This is a genomic window from Methanothermobacter sp. (assembly GCF_030055425.1).
Lineage (GTDB): Archaea > Methanobacteriota > Methanobacteria > Methanobacteriales > Methanothermobacteraceae > Methanothermobacter.
The window spans coordinates 1-24,896 of record NZ_JASFYE010000003.1; the positions used below are offsets into that span (position 1 = coordinate 1).

Annotated in this window: 20 protein-coding genes; 13 read left to right on the forward strand and 7 right to left on the reverse strand. The window is 50.4% G+C overall.

Annotation, left to right across the window (positions count from 1 at the left end):
• From QFX39_RS03625 to hacA, 3 genes are all read right to left on the reverse strand, one after another.
• Nucleotides 1–374: isocitrate/isopropylmalate family dehydrogenase (locus tag QFX39_RS03625; RefSeq protein ID WP_300477584.1), on the reverse strand; the 374-nt coding region annotated here is incomplete at its 3' end.
• A 5-nt stretch (nt 375–379) separates the two neighbouring features.
• Nucleotides 380–868, reverse strand: a complete 489-nt coding sequence (locus QFX39_RS03630; protein ID WP_300477585.1) for a 3-isopropylmalate dehydratase small subunit — start codon at nt 866–868, stop codon at nt 380–382.
• Nucleotides 869–883: 15 nt separating this feature from the next.
• Complete coding sequence (hacA, locus tag QFX39_RS03635) at nt 884–2,140, reverse strand: homoaconitase large subunit (protein WP_300477587.1); 1,257 nt, start codon at nt 2,138–2,140, stop codon at nt 884–886.
• A gap of 326 nt (nt 2,141–2,466) precedes the next feature.
• Here hacA and QFX39_RS03640 point away from each other — a divergent pair, with 326 nt between their 5' ends.
• The 7 genes from QFX39_RS03640 to QFX39_RS03670 all read left to right on the forward strand — a co-directional run bounded on the left by QFX39_RS03640 (nt 2,467) and on the right by QFX39_RS03670 (nt 11,563).
• Complete coding sequence (locus QFX39_RS03640) at nt 2,467–4,845, forward strand: OB-fold nucleic acid binding domain-containing protein (RefSeq protein ID WP_300477588.1); 2,379 nt, start codon at nt 2,467–2,469, stop codon at nt 4,843–4,845.
• Between the two features lie 23 nt (nt 4,846–4,868).
• Entirely contained in the window at nt 4,869–5,804 is a 936-nt protein-coding gene (gene radA, locus QFX39_RS03645) for a DNA repair and recombination protein RadA (RefSeq protein ID WP_300477590.1), read from the forward strand.
• Nucleotides 5,805–5,823: 19 nt separating this feature from the next.
• Nucleotides 5,824–6,723: an AEC family transporter gene (locus QFX39_RS03650; protein WP_300477592.1), complete on the forward strand. Its 900-nt coding sequence runs from the start codon at nt 5,824–5,826 to the stop codon at nt 6,721–6,723.
• A 183-nt stretch (nt 6,724–6,906) separates the two neighbouring features.
• Nucleotides 6,907–8,886, forward strand: coding sequence for a H(2):CoB-CoM heterodisulfide ferredoxin reductase subunit HdrA (gene hdrA / locus QFX39_RS03655; RefSeq protein WP_300477594.1), 1,980 nt, complete (start codon nt 6,907–6,909; stop codon nt 8,884–8,886).
• A gap of 211 nt (nt 8,887–9,097) precedes the next feature.
• Complete coding sequence (gene glyA / locus QFX39_RS03660) at nt 9,098–10,369, forward strand: serine hydroxymethyltransferase (RefSeq protein WP_300477595.1); 1,272 nt, start codon at nt 9,098–9,100, stop codon at nt 10,367–10,369.
• Nucleotides 10,370–11,065: a dihydromethanopterin reductase (acceptor) gene (locus QFX39_RS03665; RefSeq protein WP_300477596.1), complete on the forward strand. Its 696-nt coding sequence runs from the start codon at nt 10,370–10,372 to the stop codon at nt 11,063–11,065.
• A 105-nt stretch (nt 11,066–11,170) separates the two neighbouring features.
• Nucleotides 11,171–11,563 (forward strand): HEAT repeat domain-containing protein, encoded by a 393-nt coding sequence (locus QFX39_RS03670; protein ID WP_300477598.1) that lies wholly within the window; start codon nt 11,171–11,173, stop codon nt 11,561–11,563.
• Between the two features lie 41 nt (nt 11,564–11,604).
• Here the strand turns inward: QFX39_RS03670 and QFX39_RS03675 are convergent, their stop codons facing one another.
• Entirely contained in the window at nt 11,605–11,970 is a 366-nt protein-coding gene (locus QFX39_RS03675) for a DUF192 domain-containing protein (RefSeq protein ID WP_300477600.1), read from the reverse strand.
• 93 nt (nt 11,971–12,063) lie between these two features.
• Between QFX39_RS03675 and QFX39_RS03680 the strand changes: the two genes are divergently transcribed.
• Genes QFX39_RS03680 through QFX39_RS03695 form a run of 4 tightly spaced genes read left to right on the forward strand, consistent with a single transcriptional unit; the run spans nt 12,064 to nt 19,145 of the window.
• Nucleotides 12,064–13,269 carry a methionine adenosyltransferase gene (locus QFX39_RS03680; protein WP_300477602.1) on the forward strand — a complete coding sequence of 402 codons (1,206 nt, stop codon included), beginning with the start codon at nt 12,064–12,066 and terminating at the stop codon, nt 13,267–13,269.
• Between the two features lie 22 nt (nt 13,270–13,291).
• Nucleotides 13,292–16,429: an isoleucine--tRNA ligase gene (gene ileS / locus QFX39_RS03685; protein WP_300477603.1), complete on the forward strand. Its 3,138-nt coding sequence runs from the start codon at nt 13,292–13,294 to the stop codon at nt 16,427–16,429.
• Between the two features lie 2 nt (nt 16,430–16,431).
• Complete coding sequence (gene purL, locus QFX39_RS03690) at nt 16,432–18,576, forward strand: phosphoribosylformylglycinamidine synthase subunit PurL (RefSeq protein ID WP_300477605.1); 2,145 nt, start codon at nt 16,432–16,434, stop codon at nt 18,574–18,576.
• 8 nt (nt 18,577–18,584) lie between these two features.
• Complete coding sequence (locus QFX39_RS03695; RefSeq protein WP_300477607.1) at nt 18,585–19,145, forward strand: SEC59/DGK1/VTE5 family protein; 561 nt, start codon at nt 18,585–18,587, stop codon at nt 19,143–19,145.
• 67 nt (nt 19,146–19,212) lie between these two features.
• Here the strand turns inward: QFX39_RS03695 and QFX39_RS03700 are convergent, their stop codons facing one another.
• Genes QFX39_RS03700 through QFX39_RS03710 form a run of 3 tightly spaced genes read right to left on the reverse strand, consistent with a single transcriptional unit; the run spans nt 19,213 to nt 22,322 of the window.
• Nucleotides 19,213–20,337, reverse strand: a complete 1,125-nt coding sequence (locus QFX39_RS03700) for an ABC transporter permease (protein WP_300477609.1) — start codon at nt 20,335–20,337, stop codon at nt 19,213–19,215.
• Nucleotides 20,334–21,416, reverse strand: a complete 1,083-nt coding sequence (locus QFX39_RS03705; protein ID WP_300477611.1) for an ABC transporter permease — start codon at nt 21,414–21,416, stop codon at nt 20,334–20,336. The genes QFX39_RS03700 and QFX39_RS03705 overlap by 4 nt, the downstream gene beginning before the upstream one ends.
• The gene (locus QFX39_RS03710; RefSeq protein WP_300477612.1) at nt 21,417–22,322 is read right to left on the reverse strand and encodes an ABC transporter ATP-binding protein; all 906 of its coding nucleotides are present in this window, start codon (nt 22,320–22,322) and stop codon (nt 21,417–21,419) included.
• 94 nt (nt 22,323–22,416) lie between these two features.
• Here QFX39_RS03710 and glp point away from each other — a divergent pair, with 94 nt between their 5' ends.
• Both glp and QFX39_RS03720 read left to right on the forward strand, forming a co-directional pair.
• Complete coding sequence (glp, locus tag QFX39_RS03715; RefSeq protein WP_300477613.1) at nt 22,417–23,631, forward strand: gephyrin-like molybdotransferase Glp; 1,215 nt, start codon at nt 22,417–22,419, stop codon at nt 23,629–23,631.
• Nucleotides 23,632–23,705: 74 nt separating this feature from the next.
• Nucleotides 23,706–24,863, forward strand: a complete 1,158-nt coding sequence (locus QFX39_RS03720) for a site-2 protease family protein (RefSeq protein ID WP_300477615.1) — start codon at nt 23,706–23,708, stop codon at nt 24,861–24,863.
• Nucleotides 24,864–24,896: the final 33 nt, after the last annotated feature.

The window sequence follows — 24,896 nt, forward strand, 5'->3', positions numbered from 1 at the left end:
GTGAACTCCTCATCACCCACATAGAGGTCCTCAGTGTTCTCCCTCACTATGACAAAGTCAAGGTCAGGGTAAAGGCACGGAACACCCGGAAGGGACTTAACAGGCCTCAAATTCGCAAAAAGATCAAATTCACGCCTCAGTTTAACTATAACATCCGCTGCACTTTCACCTGCGGCACCAAAGAGGGCGGCGTCCGCCTCACCGATGATTTCAATTGTTTCATCTGGAAGGGCCGTTCCTGTCCTCTCAAGGCACTCATCCCCTGCATCTGCATACACAAATTCCAATTCAAGTTCCAGTCCTTTGAGGACATGAAGGGCGGCCTCCATGACCTCCTTACCGATACCATCCCCTGGTATAACGGCTATCTTCATGGTATTCACCCGTCAAATTCTCCCTTTTTCCTGAGGTAGGGTATGAGACCCCCACTTTCAAGTATTTCCACCATGAAATCAGGGAGTCTCTTGAAGGGGAATTCCTCATCTCCCCGTGTTATAACGCCCCTTTCCAGGTCCACCTCTATCTCATCACCCTCATTGAGTTCATCTGTTATTCCTGGCGCCTCAAGGAGGGGTATGCCCACATTTATGGCGTTCCTGTAGAATATCCTGGCAAAGGACTCTGCAATAACAGCGGCTATTCCGGCACCCTTGAGGGCAAGGGGGGCGTGTTCCCTTGATGATCCACATCCAAAGTTCTTCCCGGCAACTATGAAGTCCCCTGGCCTGACCTTTGAGGGGAATTCAGGGTCGAGGCCCTCCATGACGTGTTCCCTGAGTTTTTCAGGGTCACGCATCACAAGGTATCTTCCTGGTATGATTATGTCGGTGTCCACGTCGTCGGGGAATTTCCAGACTCTTCCTTTCATATCCAAGCACCTCCACTATTCAAGTTCAGCAGGATGGGTGATTCTGCCTGTAACTGCGGATGCGGCTGCAACCGCCGCGGATGATAGGTATACCTGTGCCTCAGGGCTTCCCTGCCGGCCCCTGAAGTTTCTGTTTGATGTTGAAAGGCTGACCTCTCCTGGCCCCACAAGTCCCACATGGCCACCGAGACATGGTCCGCAGCATGGGTTGCACACCAGGGCGCCTGCGTCCACGAATATCTCCATGAGACCCTCTGAGAGGGCCCGGCGGTAGACCTCCCTCGAGGCGGGTATCACGAGCATCCTGACGCTGTCTGCAACCTCCCTGTTTTTCAGTATTGCAGCGGCATCCCTGAGGTCACTGAGGCGGCCGTTTGTACATGAGCCAAGGAAAACCTGGTCTATCTCAACATCCACCTCACTGACGGGCTTCACATTGTCAACGTTGTGGGGACATGCCACCTGGGGTTCAAGGTCGGAGACATCAACCTCCACGACACTGAGGGAGGGGGCATCGGGGTCTGTCCTGAAAACCCTGTAGGGTTTATCTGATCTCCTTTCCACGTACCTTATGGTTTTTTCATCCGGCTCCACTATCCCGGTTTTACCACCCATCTCTATTGCCATGTTGGAGAGCACCATACGGTCTGATACACTCATATCTGCGACGGTTTCACCTGCAAATTCACAGGCCATGTAGGTGGCACCGTCTGCCCCCACCTTTCCTATGATGTTCAGTATGACGTCCTTTGCATACACATGTTTTCTGAGTGAGCCGCTTATTTCGAAGCGTATCGTTTCAGGTACCCTGAACCACAGTTTTCCGGTGGCAAAGACCATTGCCATGTCAGTTGATCCTATACCGGTGGCAAAGGCCCCGAGGGCACCGTGGGTGCAGGTGTGGGAGTCTGTCCCCACAATAACCTCTCCAGGCACCACGTGTCCCTTTTCAGGTAGCACCTGGTGGCATACACCCTCCCTGACATCATAGAAGTTCCTTATGCCCTGTTCCCTTACGAATTCCCTCATTATCATGTGGTTCTGGGCCGCATCCAGGGAATCTGCAGGTACCTGGTGGTCGAATATCACAACGATTTTTTCAGGGTCCCAGACCCCGTCTTTTCCTATCCTCTCAAAGGATTCAACCGACAGGGGCCCTGTGAGGTCATGGGTCATGGCTACATCTATACTGGCCATAACTATTTCACCGGCCTCCACACGATCTTTACCTGAAGCCCTGGCAAGTATTTTCTCAGAAACAGTCATAGACATCTTCTATCCTCCTTTAGCAGAATATGATGAAGGCATCATAAAATTTCCAGCAATGGGTCCATGGGGCTGGCTGTGAAAATTAGAGCATCCTTAAAGTTCAGATGTCCCCATCTGTTCACTGGATATCTGCATTCCACCTTCATACTGAAAAACTCGGCTGAATTTTACAGTTATATTTTCACCCACCATTAATAAATACTTTGATAATAAAATTTAAATATTCAGTAATACAAGGTAGTAACAGTTCCAGGAATATTAGTTTCCAGGACCTCACCAAGTCTTTTATAGACGGTCCTTAATAATTATTAATCAAGTGAGGGACCCAAATGAAGGAAGAACTTAAGAGGGAATATGAAAGGATTAAGGACAGAATGTCCCTTGAGGAATTTCAGGAGCTAATAGAGAAAAGGAAAGAGGAATATGGGGACGTAGGATTCATGGATGATGTTGCAATTGCAACGACGGTGGTTGATGAGATCCTCAGGGATGAAAATACGATGCTGTCAGAGAAGGAAGAGCACAGGATGGACACCATATCCAAACTTGAGGAGGGTGCAGAGGCACCGGTGACAGGCAGGGTCATGAAAATATCAAGTCCCAGGACCTTCACAACAAGGAAGGGAAGGGAGGGAAAACTTGCCAATGTGATAATTGCAGATAATACAGGTGAACTTCGAACCGTTTTCTGGACAGAGAACATGAAGCTCCTCAAGAAATTCAATGAGGGCGATGTGATCAGGATAAGGGATGTTAGAATAAGGGGTGGATTCGGGGGCAGAAAGGAGGCACATCTCATGCCAAGGTCAAGGGTTGAGGTCCTTGACCCTGCGGATTTTCCGGACTTTCCAGAATACAGGGAGGAGATAACCCCCATCGCTGACCTTGCCGAGGACCAGGAGGTCAACGTCATTGCAAGAATAACAGGCATATCCCGCGTGAGGACCTTTGAGAGGGATGGCCGTGAGGGAAGGTTCATTTCACTTGACATAATGGACGAAACAGGTTCAACCACATACACAATCTGGAACAACGACGTCAGCCTCGTGGAGGAGCTTGATCTTAAGGAGGGAGACGCTGTTAAGATACTGGGGGCCCAGACAAGGAGAAGGGATGACAGTGTAACACTCACACACACCAGCCTCACAAGGATTGTGCCAGGGGAATATGATGTTCCCGAGTACAGTGAGAAGGTGGTTAAGATAGGGGACCTCCATGAGATGGAGAGCGCAACTGTGATGGGCCTTGTAACAAGGGTTCATGACCCTGTGGAGTTTGAAAGAAACGATGGAACAACAGGCTCTGTAAGATCCATTGAGATTACAGATGATACAGGCTCTGCAAGGGTAACACTCTGGGATGATGACACCCGCCTAAAGATCAACAAGGGGGACATTGTAAGGATATCCGGTGCAAGGGTTGAATTTGATGAGTTCAACCAGTCATACCGCATAAATACTAACTTCAACACCCGCATCACCGTCAACCCTGAATCTGATGGTTCGCTCCTTAAGGTCCTTGAGGAGTACAGGGAACATCTGAGACCCCTCAAGATAGCCGAGATACTTGAAATGGAGGATGAGGGTGAGGAGGTAGATGTTGTAGGTAGGATATTCAGCCTCAGCGACCCGAGGGAATTTGAGAGGCAGGATGGGACCGGTATCGTGAGGTCAATGGAACTTGCAGATGAGACAGGCAAGATAAGAGTCAGCCTCTGGGACGATAAGGCAGAAAAACCCCTGAATGTGGGGGATGCGGTGAGAATAGAGAATGCCAGAATAAGACTAGGGCTTTACAGCGTGGAACTCAACACAGGAAGAACAACCAGAATAGTGGAGCCCCTCCCAGAGGATATTGAAAACCTGCCCTCCTTTGAGGAGCTTGAGGAGATGCTCTACACCACAAAGAAGATCGATGAACTTGAGGAGGACGACAGGAACATAAGGATAATTGCGAGGGTGGTTGATCTCTTTGATCCCAGGGAGTTCCAGAGGGGTGACGGGACACCCGGCCTTGTGAGAACCGTTGAATTTGCTGATGACACAGGATCCATAAGGGCAAGCCTCTGGGATGATGCTGCGGAGAAACCACTGAGCATTGGAGATGCGGTGAGAATAGAAAACCCCCGCGTAATCTACAGGGATGATATGGGCGGAGAGAGACTTGAACTCAGCATAGGGAGAAATTCAAGGATTGAACCGGCAACTGAAAGGGATATCAGCGGGTTACCCTCATTTGAGGAGCTCCAGGAGATCCTCTACCCACATATGAATATTGAGGACCTTCAGGAGGATTCAAGAAATGTCATGATAAAGGGTGAACTCACAGAAATGTCAGGCAGGAGAATTCTATCCATAAAGTGCCCATCATGCAATGAGAGGCTTGAAATCTCTGACGAGAACATCTGTAACTTCTGCGGCGCCCTTGTGGATGAGCCACGATACCTCCTGATGATCCCCGGGAGGATCATGGATGATACCGGAGAGGTACTCATAACCTTCTTTGGAAGGGAGGCTGAAAAAGTCCTGGGAATGTCCACGAGGGAGGTTGTTGATATCATAAACCAGTCTGCAGATGAATCAGCCCTTGAGGAGAGGGTTGAGGACCTTAACGGCGTTACTGTGGAGGTTATCGGAAACGCGGATTTTGATGAATACAATGAGGAACCGAGGTTTATACCCAGAAAGGTTGTGAATATTGAATTTTAAAATGAAATTTAAGGGAGATTAAAATGGTTGAACTGGAAGATCTACCAAACGTGGGGGCCAAAACGGCACAGAAATTAAGGGACGCAGGATTCGGGGACATGATGCGTCTTGCCACAGCCACTGCCAAGGAACTCTCTGTGAAGGCGGAAATTGGTGAGGGCGTGGCTGAGAAGGTGATAGAGGCTGCCAGAAGGGCTGAAAAAATAGACTTTGAAACCGCCTTTGATGTGATGGAACGCCGAAAGGACGTGGGCCGAATAACAACAGGGAGCAAGGCCCTGGATGAACTCATAGGCGGCGGGATTGAAACACAGGCAATAACAGAGGTTTTCGGAGAGTTCGGGTCAGGTAAGAGCCAGCTATCCCATGAGCTAGCGGTGACTGTGCAGTTGCCAGAGGAAAGGGGCGGCCTGGATGCAGAGGCAGTTTTCATAGATACAGAGAACACCTTCCGCCCGGAAAGGATAGAGCAGATAGCCAACGCCTTTGAACTGGACCTTGAGGAGGTTCTCAACAGGATACACATTGCAAGGGCATTCAACTCAAGTCACCAGATACTTATGGCAGAGAAGGTGAATGAGCTCATACAGGAGGGCAAGAACATACGCCTCGTCATCGTGGATTCCCTAACAGCCCACTTCAGGGCGGAGTATGTTGGGAGGGAGGCCCTAGCAACAAGGCAGCAGAAGCTCAACCAGCACCTTCACACCCTCCAGAACATAGCAAACACCTACAATGCAGCTGTATTCGTAACAAACCAGGTTCAGGCAAGACCCGACGCCTTCTTCGGAAGCCCCACAAAGGCGATAGGCGGACACGTCCTGGGCCATGCAGCGACCTACCGCCTGTGGCTCAAGAAGGGACTTGCAGGTAAGAGGATAGCGAGGCTTGTTGACAGCCCCCACCTTCCGGAGGGTGAGTGTGTCTTCAAGATAACAGAAGCAGGTATTGTTGATTAAACCCTAATTTTTGATTTTTATGGGCTCGTTTGAAACGGTTCTGTCCATACTGATCCTTGTCCTCACAGGACATGCACTTAAACTGGGGAGCATACTGAGGGAGGAGGATGCATCACCCCTCAACAGGATTGTCATAAACCTCGCAATACCCTCACTGATATTCACGTCACTCTACAGGGCCGACTTAAGTGGAATAGCGGACCTCTTTCTGATACCAATGGTCTGTATAAGCACCGGGGCATTATCTGGAGCCATAGCATCCCTGTGGGCAAGAAGGAGGGGTATGGATTCCCAAAAAACCTGGGGGATAATTGTTGCTGTGGCAATGATGAACTCAGGTTTCCTGGGTTACCCTGTAACTGAGGGAATATTTGGATCTGAGGGTCTTTTAAGGGCAATATTCTATGATACAGGCACAACAGTTATGTTCACATCCCTTGGACTCATACTGTCAGTTATTTCAGGGGCTGAGGGGACTGCAGTCGTTAAAAGGGCAGCCACCTTCCCACCCCTCTGGGCATTCATACTGGGGGTTGCCTTCAACCTGATGGGATTACCTGTGGGAATTGCAGGCACGGTTCTTGGTTATCTGGCCGGTGCAGCGGTTCCCCTCATAATGATTTCACTTGGCCTGTCACTGAACTTCAGGTTCCTGCGGGATTCGCTGGCTGAGGCCACATTTGTGAGTGCCGTGAGGCTCATAGTATCCCCTATAATTGCGGCATTCATCGCTTACCTCTTATCATTTAGGGGAATGGACTTTTCTGTAACGGTCCTTGAGGCATCAATGCCCTCGGCCATGCTTGCAGCGGTACTTGCAATTGAAAATGATCTTGACGTAGACCTTGTATCATCGTGTATATTCATGAGTACAATACTGTGTCTCGTGTCACTGCCACTATGGTCCATCATACTCTAAAAAAATTTATTTTGAATTCGGAATATAATGAAAATTTTTTTAAATTTTAGCCCTTTTATAAAAATAAATGTAATACTATATAAATCTTACTTAAAGTTTTTGATAGAAATATTTATTTAGCACTGTGCTATACCTTACATCAAATAAATGTCATTGCTAGATATCTCTATGCAAGGTGATCTAATGGCAGAAGAAAAAAAAGAAACAATGGAAGAACCAAAAATCGGTGTTTACGTCTGCCACTGTGGTGTAAACATCGGCGGTGTGGTCGACATTGAGGCTGTGAGGGACTACGCTGCGAAACTACCAAACGTTGTGGTTGCAAAGGACTACAAGTACTACTGCTCTGACCCAGGTCAGCTCGAGATACAGAAGGACATCAAGGAACTCGGGATAAACAGGGTAGTTGTGGCTGCATGTTCCCCAAGGCTCCACGAACCAACCTTCAGGAGATGTGTTGAGGAGGCAGGACTCAACCAGTTCCTATTCGAATTCGCAAACATAAGGGAGCACGACTCATGGGTCCACATGGACAACCCTGAGGGCGCAACAGAAAAGGCCAAGGACCTTGTGAGGATGGCGGTTGCCAAGGCAAGGCTCCTGGAACCCCTCGAGGCATCAAAGGTTAGTGTGGATGACAAGGCCCTGGTCATCGGCGGAGGAGTTGCAGGTATACAGGCCGCCCTTGACCTTGCCGACATGGGATTCAAGACCTACATGGTCGAAAAGAGGCCAAGTATCTCAGGAAGAATGGGTCAGCTGGACAAAACCTTCCCAACCCTCGACTGTTCAATGTGTATCCTCGCACCGAAAATGGTGGATGTCGGTAAACACGACAACATTGAACTCATAACCTACGCCGAGGTTAAGGAAGTTGACGGTTACATAGGTAACTTCAAGGTCAAAATCGAGAAGAAACCAAGGTACATAGACGAGGACCTCTGTACCGGATGCGGTTCCTGCGTAGAGGTATGCCCAATTGAAATGCCAAACTACTTCGACGAGGGAATCGGTATGACCAAGGCTGTCTACATACCATTCCCACAGGCTGTCCCGCTCTGCGCAACCATTGACAAGGACTACTGTATAGAGTGCATGCTCTGTGATGAGGTCTGTGAAAGGGGAGCCGTTAAACACGACCAGGAACCAGAGGAAATCGAAATCGAAGTTGGTACAATAATCGTGGCAACAGGATACGACGCCTACGACCCAACAGAGAAACTCGAATACGGTTACGGCCGACACACCAACGTCATAACGGGTCTTGAACTCGAAAGGATGATCAACGCCTCAGGCCCAACCGATGGTAAGGTCCTCAAACCATCAGACGGCGAAAAACCAAAGAGGGTTGCCTTCATCCACTGTGTGGGTTCAAGGGACGAACAGGTTGGAAAGCCCTACTGTTCCCGTGTCTGCTGTATGTACATCATGAAGAACGCACAGCTCATCAAGGACAAAATGCCTGACACAGAGGTCACACTCTACTACATGGACATAAGGGCATTCGGTAAAGGATTCGAGGAATTCTACAAACGCTCACAGGAGAAATACGGAATCAAATTCATAAGGGGACGACCCGCTGAGGTCATCGAGAACCCTGACCTCACACTCACAGTGAGATCAGAGGACACACTCCTGGGTAAGGTCACAGAGTACGACTACGACATGGTTGTCCTTGGTGTTGGTCTCGTCCCACCAGAGGGTGCAGAGACACTTAGGCAGACAATCGGTCTATCCAAATCTGCAGACGGCTTCCTCATGGAGGCACACCCAAAACTCAGGCCTGTTGACACACTGACAGACGGTGTGTACCTTGCAGGTGTGGCTCAGGGTCCAAAGGACATTCCTGACGCTGTTGCACAGGCTTCAGGTGCAGCTGCACGTGCAGCAATACCAATGGTTAAGGGTGAAGTGGAAATTGAGCCAATAATCGCAGTTACAGATTCCGACGTCTGCGGTGCTTGTGAGGTCTGCATTGAGCTATGTCCATTCGGTGCCATAAGCATAGAGGAAGGGCACGCCAACGTCAACGTGGCCCTCTGTAAGGGCTGCGGTACCTGTGTGGCAGCCTGTCCATCAGGTGCAATGGACCAGCAGCACTTCAAAACAGAGCAGATCATGGCTCAGATCGAAGCTGCACTCAACGAACCCGCTTCAAAATAGATGGGCTGGCCCCATCAAAACACTTTCTTTTATCTGAACTCTTGATTTGATTTATTCTGTCTCAATGCTATTTATGCACCTTTTTCGCATCAAACTCTTTTTCATGATCTCTCCCAGATTCATCTTCTGCTCTCATGATTGTTGCAGATAAAATCACCGGCACCAATTTTATATTGTAATTTTAACTATTTTCCTAATGGAGATGATTTTCATGGTCAGCAATCAGGATTATACCGAGAGGATAAGAGATCTCATGAAGGATCATAATAGCTGGATGGAGTCAAGCATCAACCTCATAGCAAGTGAAAATATAACCAGTTCAAGGGTCAAGGAGGCCCTCATCTCTGATCTGTCACACCGCTATGCAGAGGGTCTTCCCGGCGAGAGGCTCTATGAGGGCTGCAGGTACATAGATGAGATTGAAGAGATCACAATTGAACTCTCAAAGAAACTTTTCGGGGCAGAACATGCCAATGTCCAGCCAACTTCGGGTGTTGTGGCCAACCTCGCATGCTTCTTTGCAACTGCAGATGTTGGCGACCCCATAATGGCCATGGAGGTCCCATACGGCGGCCACATATCACATGCCAAGGTCAGTGCAGCAGGTGTCAGGGGATTCAAAATATACACACACCCCTTTGATTTTGAAAACATGAACATAGACGCCGATGCAATGAAGAAGAAGATCCTTGAGGTCAGACCAAAGATAATACTCTTTGGCGGGAGCCTCTTCCTCTTCCCCCACCCTGTGGAGGGGGCTGTTGAGGCCGCAGAGGAGGTGGGTGCAAGGATAATGTACGACGGAGCCCACGTCCTTGGCCTCATTGCAGGCGGATACTTCCAGGATCCCCTCAGGGAGGGCGCCGATATGCTGGTGGGAAGCACACACAAGACATTCCCAGGACCCCAGGGTGGCATAATCCTCTGCAGGGAGGAACTTGCAGATGACATAGATGAGGCGGTCTTCCCGGGACTTGTGAGTAACCACCACCTCCACCATGTGGCCGGCCTAGGAATAGCAACCGCAGAGATGCTTGAGTTTGGAAGTGAATACGCGGCACAGACAATCAGAAACGCAAAGAAACTAGCAGAAAGCCTCAATGAACTTGGATTCAATGTACTCTGTGAGCACCTCGACTTCACAGAATCCCATCAGGTTGTGATGGATGTATCAGACATTGGCAGGGCCGCAGAGATGTCCAAGAGACTCGAGGCCAACAACATAATACTCAACAAGAACCTTCTCCCATGGGACGATGTTAACAGGTCAGACGACCCATCAGGAATAAGGATAGGTACACAGGAGATAACAAGGCGCGGGATGAAGGAGTCAGAGATGTCAGAGGTTGCAGAATACATAAAGAAGGTTGTTATTGACGGAAAAGATGTTAAGGAAGAGGTTTCAGAGTTCATGTCCTCCTACACAAAGGTCCACTACGCCTTTGAGGAATCAGAGGCCTACAAGTACATGGAGATCCTGTAGATGAGAATTGCCTGGGCATTCACAGGGGCCGGGCACCTCCTCCTTGAGAGTGTGGAGGCACTGGAGGAGATGGTTTCTAGGGGCCACGAGGTAACCATACTCCTATCAGGTGCCTCAGAGGAGGTCCTGAGGATGTACGGCCTCTTTGAGAGGGTCAGGAAACTTTCTGGCGGATACTACAGGGAACTTGTCCTTGAAAGTGACGAGGGCTACAGCTTCCCAATAACAGGGAGGCTATCAATGGGGAGATACGATCTTCTGGTGGTATCTCCTGTAACATCCAATACCGTGGCCAAGATAGTTCATGGTATAGCAGACACACTTGTAACAAATGCCGTGGCCCAGGCAGGTAAGGGGGGAGTGCCGGTATACTGCGTCCCTGTGGACCTTGAGGAGGGGGACGTTGAAACGGTCCTCCCATCAAAACTTGAACTTGAACTCTGCAGGAGATGCGAGCAGTGCCTTGCTGCAGCGGCATGTCCCGGGGACGCCATAGTGCCGGGGGTTGAGATAAGGCTCCTCAAGTGCAGGGGCTGCGGGCTGTGTCAGAGCTCATGTCCATATGGCGCTGTCTCAGGTGGTAGGATAATAACCATCCACATGAGGGAGGTGGACATCAGAAACACAGAGAGGCTCTCCTCAATGGAGGGTATAACTGTGTTTGAAGGACCTGGAGAGATTCTGAGGACTATCTGACCATTTCAAAGCCCTCCAACAGTATGTTTTAAGGTCAGCACCCATTCTCCTTCATAAAATTTAATTATCATCTGCAACAGAAATAATGGAGTAGGGGGTGTTTTAATGGAGGGTAAGAGGATTGATTTTCTCCTTGAGGAACTCAAGAACCCTGACTGGGTTGTGCGTGAGGACGCTGTTGAACTCCTTGCAGAGGTTGCAGATCCCCGGGCTGTGGAACCACTCATAGAGGCCCTTGATGATGAGGACTACCATGTCCGGGAGGCGGCTGCACTCGCCCTTGCAACCTTTGATGATAAAAGGGCTGTCGGACCCCTCAGGGAGCATCTTTCAGATGAGAAACCCGGTGTGAGGTACGCGTGTGCCCTGGCCCTTGGAATACTCGGTGATGAGGATTCAGTCGAGGACCTTGAGGGCCTCCTTGGAGATGAGAGCCCAATGGTTCAGAGGGTGGCGGAGGTTGCAATCTCCGAGATAAAAAAGAGGGCGAGATCCTAGCTCCCATGGGATTTCACATTTTAGGGTTCCCTGAGGCGGAATCAGATATCCTTAAATTCCAGTATATCGCCTATTCGGGTCCCGGTTTCCTCAATTTTTCCCTTTTTAAGTTCTATAACATACCTTGCAGGTTTCACGGGATTGTAGACCTGCCATGGTTTGAGTTCAGCCATATCAACAATCCGCATATCCTCATCAAGGAATAGGACGTCAAGCGGGACCAGCATGAAGAACATGTGTATTCCCGAGCCGTATCTTCCACGTCCCCCGGGTATTTCAAGTACAAGTCCAGTCTCAACGTTCCTCCTGAGCATCAAACCCCTGAAACGTGAAAGGAATGTATCTGCAAACCTCACAGCACCAAGAGTGGCGCCCCTTGTCTTATTGAACACCTCTTTCTCCATCATAGATTCTCCTGAAAACACTGTGTTATATTTATTTATATCATCAGCTCAAAACCATAAACCATTACTGTGCATATTCATCAGGAGGTTATCAGTGTGAGAAATATTATCGTTGAACCCCTTAACCAGACACCAATCGAGGACCAGAAGGTGGAGATAGTTGAAAGGAAGGGCATAGGACACCCTGACAGTATAAGTGACGGGATCGCTGAATCAGTTAGCAGGGCCCTCTGCAACGCCTACCTTGACAGATTCGGTGCCATAATGCACCACAACACCGACGAGGTACAGATAACAGCCGGAGAATCCGCACCACAGTTTGGAGGCGGTGAGGTTATAAAACCGATAGAGATACTCCTCACGGGAAGGGGCATCGCCGAGGTTGATGGAGAGAAGATAGGCCTTGATAGGATAGCCATATCAGCAGCCAAGGAGTACCTAAGGGACAGCATAATAAACCTTGATGTTGAGACCTGCACCGTGGTGGAGTGCAAGATCGGGCACGGTTCAGGGGACCTGCGGGACGTCTTTGCAAGGAAGGGAAGGGCGCCCCTATCAAATGATACATCATTTGGGGTTGGATTCGCACCATTCTCAGAGACCGAGAGGATAGTGATGGAGGCAGAGAACCTCCTCAACTCCCCTGAGTTCAAGAAGAAATACCCTGCAGTGGGTGAGGACATAAAGGTCATGGGTCTCAGGGAAAACGACAACATAACCCTTACAGTTGCCTGTGCAATGGTGGACAGATACGTATCAGACCTCGAGGAATACCTTGAGATCAAGAATGTGGTGAAGGATGAGGTATTCAAGCTGGCCTCAGGGATCACAGAGAGAAACCTTGAGGTCTTTGTAAATACAGCCGACCGCTGTGAGGACGATGAGCCATCTGTTTACATAACAGTTACAGGGACCTCCGCTGAGATGGGTGATGACGGATCAGTGGGAAGGGGTAACAGGGCCAACGGCCTCATAACACCCAACAGGCCAATGTCCATGGAGGCAACATCAGGTAAGAACCCCATAAACCATGTGGGTAAAATTTACAACCTCCTCTCAAACCAGATGGCCGCAGACATAGTTGAGAGCATCGAGGGAGTTAAGCAGGTCCATATAATGATACTCAGCCAGATAGGAAAGCCAATTGACCACCCCAAGGCCGCCACAGCCCAGGTGATCCTTGAGGACGGCTACACCATGGATGACATCACAGGAAAGGTTTCAGGAGTAATGGACGCATGGCTCGAGGACATACCAAGCATAACCGAGATGCTGGTCAAGGGCCAGCTCAGGACATTTTAATATCCATCTGAGGGAGAAATTCATGCCAATCCAGGAAGCCGAAAAATCCTACAAGCCCCATGTGATAGAGGAAAAGGTTCAGAGTTTCTGGGAAGAAAGGGATATCTATGAACGCGTGAAGGAACTGAGGGAGAAGGGCCCAAGGTATTCATTCCTGGACGGCCCACCCTACTGCAGCGGAAAGATTCACCTTGGAACAGCATGGAACAAGATAATGAAGGACTCCTACCTCCGCTTCAAATCAATGAGGGGTTTCAATGTCAGGAGGCAGCCTGGATGGGACACCCATGGTCTCCCAATAGAACACAAGGTTGAGGGGATCATGGGTGTCAGGAGCAAGAAGGACATCGAGGATGAGATCGGAATAGAGGAATTTGTCAGGAAGTGCAGGGAATTCGCGGTTGAAAACAAGGCTGTGATGACATCCCAGTTCCAGCGCCTCGGGGTCTGGATGGACTGGGATGACCCCTACGTGACCTTTGACCCCGCCTACATGGAATCATGCTGGTGGACCCTGAAGAGGGCCCATGAGAAGGACCTCCTTTTAAGGGATCTCAGGGTGATAACTTGGTGTCCCCGCTGTGAAACAGCCCTGGCACTTGCAGAGATAGACTATCATGAGAAGGAGGACCCATCCATCTACGTGAAGTTCCCGGTCTCAGGGGACACATATATACTGGTATGGACAACAACCCCCTGGACCCTCCCTGCGAACATGGCCGTCGCTGTCCACCCTGACTTTGACTATGCCTACGCCCGTCTCCATGGTGAAACCTACATAATGGCAGAGGCACTCGTTGAGAAGGTCCTCGGGGAGGAGGCGGAGATCATAAAGACCGTTGGGGGATCTGAACTTGAGGGCCTCACCTACAGGCACCCCCTGGATGAGGAGGTGCCATGCCACAGGGACATGGATCACAGGATCATCATGGGGGACCATGTGACACTCACAGAGGGTACAGGGTGCGTGCACACAGCTCCCGGTCACGGTCCAGAGGACTTTGAGATAGGTAAAGAATATGGCCTCCCAGTATTCTGCCCTGTGGACGAGGCAGGGGTCTTCACTGAGGAGGCAGGGAAATACAGGGGACTCTTTGTTAAGGACGCTGATTCTGACATAATAGATGACCTCAGATCAAAGAACCTCCTCCTGAGGGCAGAGACCATCAGCCACAGGTACGGGTTCTGCTGGAGATGCAAGACACCCATAATCTACCTTGCCACAGAGCAGTGGTTCCTCAAGATAACAGAGATAAAGGATAAAATGCTCAGTGAACTCGACAGGGTACAGTGGATCCCCTCATGGGCAGGGGAGAGCAGGTTCAGGAACTGGATAGAGAATGCGAGGGACTGGACCATCTCAAGGCAGCGCTACTGGGGGATACCCATTCCCATATGGGTCTGCGAGGACTGCGACAGCATACACGTGGTCGGATCAATAGAGGAGCTCAGGGAGCTGGCTGTTGAGGGCCAGCTTGAGGGGGACTTCATCCACAGGCCCCACGTGGACAGGATAATACTCGAGTGCGGCAGATGCGGGGGCAGGATGAGGAGGACACCCGATGTCCTGGACGTCTGGATAGACTCGGGGGTTGCAGGCTGGGCAGCCCTGCACTACCCCAGAGAGAAGGAACTCTTCAGTGAATGGTTCCCCTACGACTTCATAACCGAGGGACATGACCAGACAAGGGGCTGGTTCTACTCACAGCTTGGCTGCGGTGTGATAGCACTCGATGAGACACCCTACCGGCGGGTGCTCATGCACGGATTCACCCTTGATGAAGAGGGCAGGAAGATGAGCAAGTCCCTGGGGAACGTGGTTGAACCTGAGGATGTCATAGAGAAGTACGGGGCAGACGTCCTGAGGTTTTACCTTCTATGGGCCAACAAGCCATGGGAGGACCTTAAATTCGTATGGGACGAACTCAAGAATGTTAACAAGATGTTCAACATACTCTGGAATGTCTACGTCTTCGCAACAACCTACATGTCCCTTGACAAGTTCCAGCCAGGTGACCATGAACTGGAGGACCTCCACTTCAGGGATGAGGATCGATGGATAATCTCAAGGGTTAACTCTGTGGCCCTGAAGGTGACAGAGGCCCTGGATAACCTCCACTTCCACAGGGCAACCCGTGAAATACACGACTTCATAGTGGAGGATCTCAGCCGCTGGTACATAAGGCTCATAAGGAGCCGCACATGGATAGAGAGGGACGACCCAGACAAGCTGGCAGCCTACCACAGCCTCTACACAGCCCTCAAGACACTGATAGTGACACTCTCACCCATAGCACCCCACGTATGCGAGGACATCTACCAGAACCTTGTGAGGGGGGCTGAACCCGACTCACCTGAGAGCATACACATGCTGGACTGGATGGTGAGTGAGGATGCGGTGGATGGCAAACTCGAGGCGGAGATGGACATCGTCCGTGAGATAATAGAGGCATGTGCAAGGGCAAGGGACACTGCAAGGTACAAGCTGAGATGGCCTGTAAGGGAGATAGTTGTGGTATCAGAGGACGAGAAGGTTCTGGAGGCCGCTGAATCCCTCAAAGGGGTTATAGCGGAACAGGCCAACGCCAAGTCCATCAGGACTTCAACCGAATTCCCTGATATGAAGATAATAGCCAGACCAAACCCCGCAACTCTGGGTCCAAAGCTCAGGCAGGACATGCCACCTGTCATGAGAAAACTTGAGGAGGCGGATGGCGCTGAGGTTAAAGCCGCACTGGAATCAGAGGGCAGCTTCAGGGTTGAACTGGACGGCAGAATAATCGTCCTGGAACCCGATGATATAATGTTTGAGACAGAGCTCCCTGAGAACATCGTGAATGCACAGTTTGAGGGTGGAAGCGTATTCGTTGACACGGAACTCACACCTGAGATAATGAGTGAGGCAATGGCCCGCGAACTGGTAAGGAGGATCCAGGATATGAGGAAGGACCTTGACCTGGACGTTGAGGCCAGAATAGAGGTTTCAGTGAAATGCAGCCCAGAGTTCAGGGAACTGACCGAGCCCCAGAGGGAATTCGTTGAAAATGAGGTCAGGGCCAGCCATCTCTCCTTTGATTACACTGAACTCGAATACACCAAGGAATGGAAGATATCGGATGAAAACCTTATAATATCCATAAAACCTTTAGATAAGGTGTGAAAATGGTTTTAACAGATTCAGAGGTTGAATTCATAAGGAAAGAACTTGGGAGGGATCCGAATCCCCTCGAATACGGGATGCTGGATGTGATGTTCTCTGAGCACTGCTCATACAAGAGCAGCCGCCCGGTCCTCGGCCTCTTCCCAACCGAGGGTGAGGGGGTAATCATAGGCCCCGGTGATGACGCCGGAGTGGTTGAGGTCACCGATGAGCTGGCCATGGCCATTGGAATTGAGAGCCACAACCACCCCTCTGCGATAGAACCATATGGGGGTGCAGGTACCGGTATAGGCGGGATTCTGAGGGATATAATCTCAATGGGTGCCATGCCCATAGCCCTCCTTGACTCCCTTCGATTCGGATACCTTGAGGACCAGAAATCAAGGTACCTCTTTGAACACGTGGTTAAGGGTATATCAGACTACGGGAACCGTGTGGGGGTTCCAACAGTTGCAGGCGAGGTTGAATTTGATGATAACTTCCAGCTGAACCCCCTTGTGAATGTTATGTGCACGGGCCTTGTGCGCAAGGATGAGATAAAACGGGGGATAGCCCCGCGGCCAGGAGACGTATTCCTCCTCATGGGGGGCAGAACAGGCAGGGATGGAATCCATGGCGTAACCTTCGCATCGGAGGAACTCACCAGTTCATCTGAACTGGAGGACCGGCCAGCGGTTCAGGTCGGCGACCCCTTCACCAAGAAGATGGTGATGGAGGCAAGCTTTGAGATAATGGAGAAAATAGAGGTTTCAGGCGTGAAGGACCTCGGGGGCGGGGGTTTAACGTGCTGCATCTCTGAACTCGTGGCCAAGTGTGATAACGGTGCAAGGGTCAACCTGGAGGCGATACCCCTGAGGGAGGAGGGAATGACACCCTATGAGATAATGCTCTCAGAGTCACAGGAGCGCATGATCTTCGTTCTCAGCCCCGACAGGGTTGATGAGGCAATGGAGATCTGCAGGAAATATGAGCTCCCGGCCGCGGTCATAGGGGAGGTTACAGATACCGGAAGGATGATAGTTGAAAGCCAAGGGAAATTTATAGCGGACCTTCCAGCAAAACTCCTCGCGGATCCCCCTGTAATTGAAAGGGAGGCAAAAAAACCAGATTTACCTGAGGGGCAGGTGGAGGTCAAGCACCCCCCTCTCAATGAAGCGCTCCTTAAACTCCTGTCATCACCTAACATTGCAAGTAAGAGGTGGGTTTACCGCCAGTACGACCATGAGGTTCAGATAAGGACCGTTGTGAAACCTGGTGATGATGCAGCGGTCCTCAGGGTCGATGAGAAGACGGGAGTTGCGCTCACCGTTGACTGCAACAGCATCCACACAAAGCTGGACCCATACGGTGGCGGCGCAGCCTCTGTGGGGGAGGCAATAAGGAACGTTGTTTCAATGGGCGCCTGGCCACTCTGCATAGTGGACTGCCTCAACTTCGGAAACCCGGAGAAACCAGAGGTTTTCTGGCAGTTCAGGGAATGCGTGAGGGGAATGGCTGAGATGGCAGAGACCTTCGGCACGCCGGTAATAAGCGGTAACGTGAGCTTCTACAATGAAACCGAGGGGGTCACAGTGAACCCCTCCCCCGTGGTTGGAGTCGCAGGGAGGCTAGCACTTGATAACATAAAGACAATGGACTTCAAGGCCGAGGGCGAGAAGATACTCGTCATCGGGGATACAAAACCTGAACTGGGCGCCTCAGAGTACCTCAGGACAGTTCATGGCATTGTTGATGGTAAGCCACCCGAAACAGATCTCAGGGCAGAATTTGACGCTGCAAACTCAGTCAGGAAGATAATTGAAAGATTCGGGAATCAGGTAACGGCAATCCATGACTGTTCAGCAGGTGGTATAGGTGTTGCAGTCGCTGAGATGGCCATAAAGGCAGGTATCGGGGCAACCATAGACACAGGGAAGATCCCTGGAAGCTTCAGTAACATCCATGAGGCCCTATTCGCTGAATCAAATGGAAGGTACATCCTAACCGTGACGGGATCCGTGGAGGAGATAATCCAGGAAATTGAAGTGCCCTGTGCTGTCATAGGAACCACTGGTGGCAGCACCCTGAAATTTGATGATGTGGCACTGGATGTATCTGAACTTTATGATGCCTACCATGGGGTTATTGAGGCATACATGTCCACATAGGTGTTTTTTTGAGGTACAGGAGGGAGTTCTTCAGGCAGATCATACATGCAGCAGGCATAGTGTTCGTGATCCTTGCAGGCTACCTCGGCTCCCTCCCCATGGTGGCACTCTCACTCACAGCAGCACTCATGGGTGAGGTGATATTTCAGCTTGACAGGAGGTTCACCCTCCCCTTCTTCTCCTATGTTCTCAGGAGCTGCCGGAGGGATGATACCGAGAGGGGCTTCATCTACTACTTTCTGGGAATGGCCCTAACATATGCCCTCTTTGGTTTCAACATTTCAGTGGCCAGTGCCTCAGTTATAATACTCACCCTTGGTGACTCACTATCCACAATCATTGGCAGGGAGTATGGTTCACATACCCTCCCCTTTAACCCTGATAAGAGCATTGAGGGTTCAGTGGCCTTCCTCTTTGCAGGGTTCATGGGGGCCCTCTTTTTCCTTGACCCCCTAACAGCATTTACAGGGGCTCTTGCGGGAATGCTGGTGGAGGCCTACACCCCGGTTGAGGATAACCTAACCATTCCCGTCGGTGCCGGGGCTGTGATGCTGCTCCTCGCCCACTGAACAGATTTTTTGTGAGGATTCAGAGTCTTATAACGTGATGAGACAAAAAACATGCTTTTTTTGAATTTCAGAGTCTTATGACTCCCTCCCTCCTGAATGAGACCACTGAAGCCGCAAAGAGGATTACAGATAAAAGGGCCGCTGGTAACATGTCATATATGAGACCCGGGTTGAGATATGGGCTTGATGAGAGCTTGACCATTATGATGCTGGGTATGAAGCGTATTATTGGGTTGAGGATCCCCATATCCATGAATAGGGGCACGAAGAGCAGGAATGTCGCAAAGAAGAGCACCACAGTGATGGCAGAGTTGGCCTCCTTTGTGCTGTCTGCAAGGATGGATATGAAGAGGCCGGTCCCTGTGAACCCCAGTCCCGTGAGGAACATTATGATGGACATTAGGGGGATATTGTAAACCGGCACCCCAAGGAGTATAACTATCCCGAGCCACAGGATGCTCTGAATGAATGAAAAAATGAGTGCAGGGGTTATCTTACCTAGAATGATGCTTGTCTCGGATAGAGGGACCATCAGGAGGACCTCGAAGGTTTTCCTTTCCTTCTCGCCAACCACGCTGTCGGTTACAATGTTACTCCCAAGGAAGAATGGGAGGAAAACCACGAAGGGTATTATGAACCCGTACATTATCTCCACAAAGTAGGAGCTTTCAACTGCAAGGGGAGCATACCTTTCCCTGTTAATGGGGATAATTTTAAGTTTAACGGGATTCTCCAGGGCTTTGACTGTGGATGCAGGGATTCCTGAGTCTCTGAGCTGTTTCTGCTCCGCGTACCAGGAGGCAGCACGCTGAAGCCTTTCGCTCATGATGGTGTAGAATGCACTGCCGGTGTCTGCTTCGATACGGACATCCCCACCGCTGGTGTAGACAATGGCAACCACCCCTGAACCCAAACTTTTCCTGGCATCAGCAAGATCCGGGAATTCCGTAACACCCAGACCCTCCCTTTCAAGGCCCTCAATGAGCAGACGTTCATCCCCCACAACACCCACCTTGAGGAACTTGGAACCACCCCACTCCCCAATGAGCTCTGGATCCGCTGCAACTGAACTTACAACTGCAAGTCCATAGGCACCCAGTATTATTATGACCTGCACGAGGACAAGCAGCATGTAGATCCTGTTTGAGAATATGTCCCGTGCTTCCTTAACTGTAATGGCCTTCAGTTTCATGGTCTCACCATCAACCTTAAAATACCGGGCCTTGGACCAAAAACCACATCATCCCTGCTGAATAATCTGACTGCAAGGCCATAGAAGAGGATGTTGAGTATGATGACCGAGAACAGGGGCGGTATGAGGTCAGCTGCATTCAGGTTAACCCCGGCTATCAGCTTTATGGTGAGGGTCATGGGTGAGAGGGACCCTGAGGAACCCGCCATGTAGGCTAGGGCCGGCACAATCAGGTATGCTGCTGCGATTATGTAGGCAAAGGTTATACCTATCCCGGCCTCACGGTAGTTCTTTGCATAGACCGATATGAGTGCCGTGAGCCCTATGATGGGTGTTGATGAGAGCACAACGGTTAGATAGGCACCTGCCGGGTTGCTTATCTGAAAACCGGCCGCCATTATTAGGATCATCCATACACCCACCTGCAAAGCCACCGTCGCGGTAACAGAGAGGCACTTCCCGATGATTATCTCAGAGCGCCTTATGGGCATTGCAATAAGGGCTTCACCTGTTTTCCTCTCCTTTTCACCCACGATACTGTCCACCACGAGGTTTCCGAACAGGAAAACCGGGAGAAAGAGGAGAATGGAAACCATGACCCGTCTCACAAGCTGAAGTGGAAGGGCCTCACCCCTTGTCTCCTCACGGACCTCAGGTCTCGGTGTTGGGGTTTCAATGAGTTCCCTGGTTATAATGGTGGAGGCCCTTTCAACCGCGGCTTCCACCTCGTCCCTCACAACGGTCCTTCTTGGATCAGAATAGTCAAGGTAGAGTGTTGCATTCAGGGGGATGCCTGTGAAGTTATCGACCAGGAGCCTGGATGGTGCACCACCATGTATATAGAGGACGTCGGGGTTCAGCTGCCCGGAGATGATACCTGAGGGGTCGGTGACACTGAGCTCTGCAAAACCCCTGAGGGAGGGGGTGAAAGTGCTTCCCTCACCGATCATCTCAATGAAGCCGCTGAACATGAATATGGTGAGTGAAAGTACCAGTATCTGGAATATGAATATGAAGAGGAATTTACGGCTTCTGAATGTGCCCCTGAGTTCCCATTTTGTAACTGTTAGGAGATTCATCTAGGACCCCTTCAGGCTCTGTATGAACACGTCGTTCAGTGTTGCCTCCCGGGTGTTCACACTGAAGACAGTTCCAGGAATATTCTCTATAACCTCTGTTATGGATTCACGGCTACCAAGGGATAACCTGATGATTTTACCATCGATTTCAATGGATTTAACACCACTTACCTTCATAAGAGATTCTCTGCTGACCAGTGAGGGCTCTGAGACCTTAACTTCAAGTATCAGGTCCCCCCGGACCCTGGATTTGAGTTCATCAGGTGTTCCAATGTCGAGTATATGACCCCTGTTTATTATGGCAACCCTGTCACAGAGGTAGTCGGCCTCCTCCATGTAGTGGGTGCAGAGTATCATGGTCCTTGAGCCCTTCAGCTCCCTTATGAATTCCCTTATTGAGAATGCTGTCGCCGGGTCAAGGCCCATGGTGGGCTCATCGAATATTATGATTGGAGGGTCATGTATGAGGGCCCTTGCTATCCCGATCCTCTGCCGCATGCCCTTGGAGAATGTGTTTATGGGGTCCTCTGCACGTTCACTCATACCCACAAGTTCAAGTAACTCGTATATCCTATCATCCAGCACATCGCCGGGGACACCATAGAGTTCACCGAAGTACCTCAGGAGATCCGCAGCCCTGAAACGCTCATAGAGGTTGGGTTCCTCTGGAAGATAACCTATCATTGCTTTAACCCTGAGGGGGTCCCTGGTAACATCATAGCCACCCACATGGACCGTGCCAGAGTCAGGGTGCAGTATCCCTGCTATTATCCGTATTGCGGTGGTCTTACCGGCACCGTTGTGGCCGATTATGCCCATGAGTTCCCCTTCCCTCACACTGAAGCTGAGGTTATCAAGGGCCCTTATTCTTCCAAAGCTTTTAGAGACAGAGTCCACCTCTATCATGAAACCTCCACGAATCAAAGATTCTTTTCCAGCGGGAATTTATATCCCCTTTATATATTAATAGTATAAACAGTACTTAAGCGGTGATGGTCACATGTTTCTATCAGAACTCATACCAGTGAGGGATGCATTCAGGATTCTTGATGAGAATCAGAGATTAACTGATACTGAAACCCTGGATCTGCTATATGCCCATAAAAGGGTTCTTGCGGAGGATTTAAAAGCCAGATTTGACTCCCCACCCTTTGACAGGTCAGCGATGGATGGATACGCGGTTAGGGCCGAGGACACATTCGGTTCCTCCCCTGAGAATCCATCAAGATTCACTGTCATCGACTCCATAGGGGCGGGGGATGTATCTGATGTGGATGTGGGTAGGGGGGAGGCTGTTAAAATCGCAACAGGAGCCCCCATACCCAGCGGAGCGGACGCTGTTGTCATGGAGGAATACACTGTCAGTTCAGGACCTGAGATCAGTGTTGTAAGACCGGTATTTCCTGGAGAGAACGTGGCACCGGCAGGCGAGGATTTCAGGGCAGGGGATACAGTTCTGAGTAAAGGAACCCTCCTAAGACCTGCAGAAATTGCCATGGCGGCATCGGCCGGTTACAGCCAGCTGAGGGTGTATAAAAGGCCTTTGGTAAAGGTGATAATAACAGGTAATGAACTCATGGAACCTTCAGCGGACCTTGAACCAGGCAAGATACCCAACTCAAACCTCTACACCCTCAAGGCCCTTGTAGAGAGTGCAGGTGGGGAGGCAGAGGTTATCCACGCCCCCGACGACATGGATATCATAGTGGATGAAATCAGAGGGGCAGTGAAGGAATATGATATGGTCATAACAACCGGCGGAACAGCGGTGAGTCGTGGGGATGTGGTTGTGGATGCTGTGGACAGCCTTGGCGACGTACTATTCCATGGGGTGGCAATTAGGCCAGGAAAACCTGTGGCGTTTGGAATGGTTGAAGGTAAACCCGTTTTCATGCTTTCAGGGTATCCTGTCGCTGCCATGGTGCAGTTTGACGTCCTTGCAAGGTATTATCTTCTCAGGATGCAGCACATGGATTACAGGCACAGGACAGTGAAGAGGCGGTGTCTTGGCAAGGTTGCATCTGGACCCGGCAGGACGGAATACGTACGGGCAAGTGCAGACAACGGAACAGTCAAACCTGTCCAGAGCAGAGGTTCGGGTATAATAAGGTCAATGGTGGAGTCAAATGCCTACATAGTAATAGATGAGAACCTTGAGGGTATAGCTGAAGGTGAGGAGTGTGAGGTCCTCCTCTTTGATTCAATGACACTCTGAAACCATCCCAGCACATATGAATGATAGCTTTTATATGAGCGCTTCAACAACCATTAAAACAGGTGTTATGTAATATGAATGCACTGTGGTTTTACGTCATCGCATTTATCCTGATATGGACATTCGCTGTTCTTTTCAGGGACAGGTTCAAGATTGAGATACAGGGACCCCTCCTCCTGCGGAGAACAAAGAGGATGAGGGGATTCATCGACAGCATCGCGTCAGGCCACCCAGGACTCTGGAGGTGGATACTGAATGCAGGCATCCCTGTGGCGTTCTTCTTCATGTTTTACATGCTCTACCTTATGGTGATGTCCCTTCAGAACATATTTGTGACTCCACAGGCATCACTCATCGTGCCGGGTGTTGACATACCAGGGTCACCGGTTTATGTGCCTCTGGGTTACGGTATACTGGGCCTTGCCACGGTAATAGTGGTGCATGAATTCGCCCATGGGATACTTGCAAGGGTTGAGGGGGTCCGCATAAAATCCATTGGCCTCCTTCTTCTGGCAATACTTCCGGGTGCTTTCGTTGAACCTGATGAGGATGACATCAAGAAGGTGAGCCCTATTTCAAAGTTGAGGATATATGCCGCCGGGTCAGTGGCCAATCTCATACTTGCGGGTATATGCTTTGCACTCTTCTTTGGTATTTCAGCATATGCCATGCCCGCGGCCTTTCAGGCCGATGGTGTTCAGATAGACAGTGTGGTCCCTGGAAGTCCTGCAAGTGAGGTCCTCAAACCGGGCCTCGTTATTGAGAGCATAAATGGAATGCCAACCACAAACCTCACCACATATGGAATGGCCCTTAAGAGGATACGGGTTGGTGAGGTTATCACAATAGACACTGATCAGGGGACTTTCAGGCTCAAGACAGGCAGAAACCCCAACAACTCAAGCAGGGCCTACATGGGTATTAGGACCAGTAACCACCTGCAGGTGAGGGAGTCTGTGGCATCTGTCTTTGGAGGCACCCTGCCATTTGCACTCACATACCTGGAGGAGCTCTTCTTCTGGATATTCTTCCTGAACTTCGCTGTGGGTACTGTGAACCTTCTGCCTGCCAAGCCCCTTGATGGAGGCCTCATGTTTGAGGAGCTCCTGCGCTACAGGTTACCGGAGAGGATTGTTAAACCGGCGGTCAGCTATGTCTCCATATTTGTTATACTCATCATAGCGGTGAGTATAATCTGGGGTACAGGGCGTGGTATCCTGATGATGTTCTGATAGCTGAGCTATACGCTGCCGACCGATGTTCTG